Source organism: Pacificibacter sp. (genome assembly GCF_039769035.1).
Lineage (GTDB): Bacteria > Pseudomonadota > Alphaproteobacteria > Rhodobacterales > Rhodobacteraceae > Celeribacter.
Genome location: NZ_JBDMZG010000079.1, coordinates 21,247 through 27,640 on the forward strand (window position 1 = coordinate 21,247; position 6,394 = coordinate 27,640).

General features: G+C 54.6%; 7 protein-coding genes. 6 read left to right on the forward strand and 1 reads right to left on the reverse strand.

Going from position 1 to position 6,394, the window contains the following annotated elements; translation table 11 throughout:
• Window position 1 precedes the first annotated feature (1 nt).
• Window positions 2–439 carry an iron response transcriptional regulator IrrA gene (irrA, locus tag ABF287_RS07600; protein ID WP_347184414.1) on the reverse strand — a complete coding sequence of 146 codons (438 nt, stop codon included), beginning with the start codon at window positions 437–439 and terminating at the stop codon, window positions 2–4.
• A gap of 187 nt (window positions 440–626) precedes the next feature.
• Here irrA and fabA point away from each other — a divergent pair, with 187 nt between their 5' ends.
• From fabA to ABF287_RS07630, 6 genes are all read left to right on the forward strand, one after another.
• Window positions 627–1,136 (forward strand): bifunctional 3-hydroxydecanoyl-ACP dehydratase/trans-2-decenoyl-ACP isomerase, encoded by a 510-nt coding sequence (gene fabA / locus ABF287_RS07605; protein ID WP_347184408.1) that lies wholly within the window; start codon window positions 627–629, stop codon window positions 1,134–1,136.
• A 566-nt stretch (window positions 1,137–1,702) separates the two neighbouring features.
• Window positions 1,703–2,932, forward strand: a complete 1,230-nt coding sequence (gene fabB, locus ABF287_RS07610; RefSeq protein ID WP_347184409.1) for a beta-ketoacyl-ACP synthase I — start codon at window positions 1,703–1,705, stop codon at window positions 2,930–2,932.
• A 373-nt stretch (window positions 2,933–3,305) separates the two neighbouring features.
• A complete protein-coding gene (locus ABF287_RS07615) occupies window positions 3,306–4,094 on the forward strand; it encodes an SDR family oxidoreductase (RefSeq protein WP_347184410.1) in 789 nt (262 codons plus the stop codon).
• A gap of 179 nt (window positions 4,095–4,273) precedes the next feature.
• Window positions 4,274–5,113 carry an alpha/beta hydrolase gene (locus tag ABF287_RS07620; RefSeq protein WP_347184411.1) on the forward strand — a complete coding sequence of 280 codons (840 nt, stop codon included), beginning with the start codon at window positions 4,274–4,276 and terminating at the stop codon, window positions 5,111–5,113.
• Window positions 5,114–5,254: 141 nt separating this feature from the next.
• Window positions 5,255–5,581, forward strand: a complete 327-nt coding sequence (locus ABF287_RS07625) for a hypothetical protein (protein WP_347184412.1) — start codon at window positions 5,255–5,257, stop codon at window positions 5,579–5,581.
• A 55-nt stretch (window positions 5,582–5,636) separates the two neighbouring features.
• A partial coding sequence (locus ABF287_RS07630) for an alpha/beta fold hydrolase (RefSeq protein ID WP_347184413.1) occupies window positions 5,637–6,394 on the forward strand: 758 nt, incomplete at its 3' end.

Here is a 6,394-nt window from a genome sequence, read left to right on the forward strand (position 1 = left end):
CTTAGGTCTTGCGCAGCCGGATCACCACATCAACAGAAGCAATCTCTGTCCCCTCTGGCGCATCTGGAAGACCAACGATTTTGAGCTGATCTGCAGGGGCATCGGTCAAGTTGCCGCTGTCTTCCCAATAAAAATGCGGGTGCTCATTCATGTTGGTGTCAAAGTAAGACCGCGTGCCATCCACCGTCACCTCTTGCATCAACCCCGCATCGCAAAATGCGCGCAGTGTGTTGTAAACCGTCGCCAAGGATACTTTTTCTTCAGACGCACACACAGACGCAAACAAGCTTTCCGCCGTCACATGTCGATCTTGCCCATCGCCCACAAGCTGCGCCGCCAAAGCCACACGTTGACGTGTCGGGCGCAAATCTGCACTCGCAAGCCAAGTTTCGCCGCGGCGCGTACGCTCGGCGTCAGTGATCTTGTCTGAGGTTAGCATCTGGGTCATCGATGGCTCATTTAACGAAAGGAACTAAACTGTCTTACGCCTTGGCGCGCTGCATTTCAAACAAATTCCAGTTTTTCGCCCCGCGCACACGCTTGCCCTGTACACTTGCGCCAGTTGCTTTCACAGTGATAAAGACCGTTCAAACTTGAAAAGACCCTAACAAAAGGCAATCGCATCCATGGCCGATTTTCCAACTAGCTTTGATAAAGAAGACCTCTTGAAATGTGCGCGTGGCGAGCTGTTCGGCCCAGGCAACGCGCAATTGCCGGCTCCGCCCATGTTGATGATGGACCGCATCACTGACATCTCAAGCGATGGTGGCGCGCATGGCAAAGGTCACGTGCTGGCGGAATTCGACATCACACCTGACCTGTGGTTCTTTGAATGCCACTTCCCTGGCAACCCAATCATGCCGGGCTGTTTGGGCCTTGATGGTCTGTGGCAGCTCACTGGCTTTAACTTGGGCTGGCGCGGCTGGACAGGTCGCGGTTACGCATTGGGCGTGGGCGAGATCAAACTCAAAGCCATGGTACGTCCAGAAGCCAAGCTTTTGACTTACGAAATCGACTTCACCAAAGCCATCCAAACCCGCCGCCTGACCATGGGTGTGGCCGACGGCATCGTTAAAATCGACGGCGAAGTGGCCTATGAAGTGAAAGACATGAAAGTGGCTTTGTCTGAAAGCTAGTGCGGGGCGCACAGCCATTATTGAATGGAAACGGATCGAACGGCGGCATGAAAATGTCGCCGTTTTTGTTTGGGAGGTGGCTGCAGGGCGAACTTAGCTCCTATTGATCATCCACGATCAAAACTGCTGCGCTCTCATCAACATGAAGTTCAGCATTGTTGTTCACGCACCAGTCCTCAAGTTCATGCTTCAACAACGGCCAAAGGTCTCTCGCCCACTCTGGAGCCTGCGTCTCCCATACCTTTTGAGTTGGAAGATATGCAGAATATACACCCATTGATAACTCAAGAGCGAACGTGCCTCCAGAGCACGTCACGACCAACTCTTCCTTCCAACGAGGTTGAAACAAGAAAGTTGTTCGCGGCGGCGAACCAAATAGCGTGCTGAAGAAGCTCTTTATCATATGATTATGCTAGCGATAAAAGCTCAACTGCAAAAGTTGATTTGAGCACAACGCAACGATTTACTGCTGTCCATCATATCCACATCGCGCCCCGTGCCCTAACCGCTTGCACCCCTGACCCAAGCTGCCTTACAAAAGACCAAACATATAAAAGGAGCACGCTATGCGCCGCGTCGTTATTACAGGTCTTGGGGTTGTCTCCTCAATCGGCAACAATGCCGAAGAAGTTCTTGCCTCACTCAAATCAGGCACCTCTGGCATCACTGCCAACGAGGATATGAAAGAATACGGCTTTCGCAGTCAGATCGCGGGCAATGTTAAGCTCGACATCAAAGACCACGTTGAAAAACGTGCCTTGCGCTTTATGGGACCGGGTGCGGCGTATGCCTCTATCGCCATGTCCCAAGCGATTGCGGATTCTGGCTTGGAAGAAAGCGACGTCATCAACGTGCGCACGGGTTTGATCGCAGGCTCTGGTGGCCCGTCCACTTCTGCGATGTTGACCGCGCACCAGACTGTGTTGAAAACGATGGCAACCAAGCGTGTTGGTCCGTTCGCTGTGCCGAAATGCATGGGGTCTACCGTTTCTGCGAACCTCGCGACGGCGTTCCAGATCAAAGGCATCAACTATTCCATCACCTCAGCCTGTTCCACATCTTTGCACTGCATCGGATCCGCGTCAGAGCAGATCATGATGGGCAAGCAAGACGTGATGTTTGCAGGCGGCGGCGAGGAACTGGATTGGTCCCTGTCTTGTCTGTTTGACGCCATGGGCGCGATGTCTTCGAAATACAACGACACGCCAACACGCGCCTCCCGCGCCTTTGACGCCAACCGCGACGGTTTTGTTATCGGTGGCGGTGGTGCGATCTTGGTTTTGGAAGAGCTTGAGCACGCCAAAGCGCGCGGCGCGAAAATCTATGCCGAAGTCACAGGTTACGGCGCTACATCAGACGGCGCAGACATGGTCGCCCCCTCAGGTGAAGGCGGCGAACGCGCGATGCGTGTGGCCCTGTCCACACTCGGCGCAGATCGCAAAGTTGGCTACATCAACGCGCACGGCACATCCACGCCTGTTGGCGATGTCGGCGAAGTTGAAGCCGTACGCCGCGTCTTTGGCGAAGGCACAACGCCGCTGATTTCTTCAACCAAATCCATGACGGGTCACTCACAAGGCGCAACAGGCGCGCAAGAGGCCGTCTACTGTTTGCTTATGTTGCAAGACGACTTCATCGCGCCGTCCATCAACGTGGAAACGCTTGATCCTGCGATCAATGCGAATGAGATCGCCACAACGCGCGTCGACAATGCTGGCCTTGATACCGTGATGACCAACTCATTCGGCTTTGGCGGCACCAACGGCTCTATGTTGATGTCAAAATACCGCGACTAATCAGTCGGTATGACGAAAATAAACGGCCGCGCAGTCCTCTGCGCGGCCGTTTTTGTGCCCTGCGACATCACTTGCACGTTTGGCGCGATATGCCTCCACGAGAGAACAGATCGCACAGCGCATTTTGTGGCAGCAGCGCCCAAAAGGTCGGTCAAACGACGATGCGTTTCAGCCTGCACAAACGTTAGGACGAGAATATTTCGCGATAACGGTGAAAAGAATATCGGCTTTCCCCGCGCTGTGCGGCCCCAAAGGTGCAATGAAACGCCATGGCGTAAGCAACACCTTGCTTTATGGACGTCAAAACCTAGGAAAACTTGACGCCACGTTCCAAAACGGTCAAACACCCGCAAACCAACAGGGGTATTTAACCATGGCAGATCTTCTCAAAGGCAAGCGCGGGCTCATCATGGGCGTCGCAAACGAACGTTCTATCGCTTGGGGCATCGCGAATGCTTGTGCGGCTGAGGGCGCGGAATTGGCATTCACTTACCAAGGCGAAGCCTTTGGCAAACGCTTGGCACCTTTGGCGGAACGCGTTGGGTCCGACACTATGGTTGATGTTGATGTGACCAACCCTGCCCAAATGGACGAAGCCTTTGCGGCGCTCAAAGAAAAATGGGGCACACTTGATTTTGTCGTGCACGCGATTGCCTACTCAGACAAAAACGAACTGACAGGCCGCATCCGTGACACCACGGCCGAGAACTTCAAGAACTCGATGCACATCTCGTGTTTCTCGTTCATCGACGTGGCGAAACGCGCGGCGGAATTGATGCCAAACGGTGGGTCTTTGATCACACTCACATACGGCGGCTCAAACCGAGTGACACCAAACTACAATGTGATGGGCGTGGCCAAAGCGGCACTCGAAAGCTCTGTGCGTTACTTGGCCAACGATCTTGGCAACGAGAAAATCCGCGTCAATGCGATCTCTCCTGGCCCGATGAAAACACTTGCGGGTGCAGCCATTGGCGGTGCACGTCGTACCTACCGCCACACCGAAGAAAACGCACCATTGCGCTCCAACGCGACGTTGGAAGCCGTGGGCGCAACAGCTGTGTACCTGAACTCCGATGGCGGCGCTTACACAACGGGCGAAATCATCCGCGTTGACGGCGGGTTCCACGTGATTGGCATGCCACAGATCGAAAACCTGTAAGCAAACAAACCAGCTTCACCTGAACGCCTCGCTTGTCGCCAAGCGGGGCGTTTTGCATTTTAGTGCGACAGATTTTCCCAAGTTTTGCTTGCTCTGAGTGGCCTATGAACTTCCCTCGCAGCCCAGCGCATGACAAGATACAACACATCGATTTGTCACTCAAAACATGTACGGGCCATATGAAGAGCACATTCACCACAGCCGACGGTCTCACTTTGGCCTATGACATCCATGGCACAGGCACGCCTGTTTTGTGTCTGGCTGGGCTGACCCGCAACATGGATGATTTCGATCCGATCGTGGATATCTTTGCGGCGCAGGCGCAAATCATACGGTTGGACAGTCGCGGGCGTGGGGCGTCGGACTTTGACCCCAATCCAATGAACTACACGATCCCGCAAGAAGCCGCAGACGCGGTGGCGCTTCTGGATCATTTGGGACTTGAGCGTTGCGCCATCATCGGCACCTCGCGCGGCGGGTTGATCGCAATGGTTTTGGCGGCCACGGCCAAGCATCGACTGACAGGGGTTTTGCTCAACGATATTGGGCCAGAACTGAACCCCGCAGGGCTTGCGCATATCATGGATTACCTTGGTCGCCCTAGTGCGTTCACATCGTTTGACGACGCTGCCGAGAAGCTGCCGAAAGCCATGAGTGCGCAGTTTGCGAATGTCTCGCATGACCAATGGCGCACCTACGCCAAACGCATTTGGTCGGAAGGCCCAGACAGGTTGCACCTGCGCTATGATCCCAAACTCAGGGATGCCATTGAAGCCCAAGGTGCATCCGGTGAGACGCCAGACCTATGGCCCTTATTCCATGCGCTTTCGGACCTGCCTTTGGCCGCTTTGCGTGGTGCAAATTCGAACCTTTTGACGCCAGAGTGTTGGGCCAAAATGCTAGAACTGCGTCCAGACATGATTGCCGCAGAAGTCCCTGACCGTGGGCATGTGCCCTTTCTGGATGAGACCGAAGCCGTTGAGGTGATTGCGAAGTTTATAGAACGCTTGGCATCTTAGCCCAGCCAAGTTTTCCCGCCTCAACAAAAATAGGCGCCTTGGCTTGATCACATATATTTGCGGTCGCAGTGCATTTTGGTGATGTCTGCGCCACACGGCGGTGATATCATGGAGCTATCGTCAACAACAATAAGGGGCTTTATGTTAGCCTATGCAGTACCGCAATCCGTATTACTAATCCTCGTCGGTTCAAGCTATGCGCTTGCCACAATGGGGATGAAGCTCGTCTCAGGTATTCAATTTGCTTGGGGAGGAGCCGCTCTCATCCTCGCGGGGTTAGCACTCGCCGCTTTCGGCGAGATAGCACTGCTAAAAAATAACTCAATGAGTCAACTGTACCTCATTCTGGTTGGTGTTGAGACCGCTCTCGTGCTGGTTTTTGCATTGATATTGGGGGAAAAATTTACACCACGGATGGTTTTGGGCGGAGCTCTGATCATCTCAGGTATGATTGCCGTAGCTCACTGATCGCACAGGCGCGTATCGCCCCAATTCAGGATTCAAAAACCTAAGTAGGACAGCGATGCGCGTCGACGTCAGCGATACAACACTTAACATTTTGGACGAAGGCCCACAGGACGCGCGAGCCGTCGTATTCGCGCATCCGCTTGGAACCGATTTGAACATTTGGGACGCGGTTTGCGCCCAGATGCCGCCATCGTTGCGGATCATTCGGTATGATGCGCGTGGGCATGGTGCCTCAGACGCCCCGCCTGCCCCTTATAAAATGGGCCAACTGGTGCGCGACGCCGAACAACTGTTGGATCATCTTCACATCGAAAATTGCGTCTTTGTGGGCGCAGGATTGGGTGGGTTAATCGCGCAGGGCTTGGCTGTCAAACGATTGGACCAACTGCGCGCGATGGTTTTGTGCGGAACAGCTGCAAAACTCGGGCGCCCCGAAATCTGGGATCGCCGCATTCAGCAGATCACCGACAGTGGCTTCGACGCTTTGGGCAAATCCCTGCAAGAGCGCAGCTTCACCCGCGCAGGCCGCACAAGCGAGGCCGCGCAGACGTGGGCAAGCACGCTGCAAGACACGTCGCTTGCGGGTTATATCGGCACCTGCCACGCCATTTCAGGCACGGATTTCTATACGCCAACGTCGGGGCTGCGCTTGCCCAGCCTTGGCCTGTGCGGCGTCGATGATCGGATCACCCCGCCTGATCTGATGCGCGAGACACTTTCGCTCATTCCAGGGGCGCGGCTAGACCTGATCCGACGCGCTGGACACTATCCGATGCTTGAGGCCCCGACCGCTTTTGCAGCGCAGTTATTGGA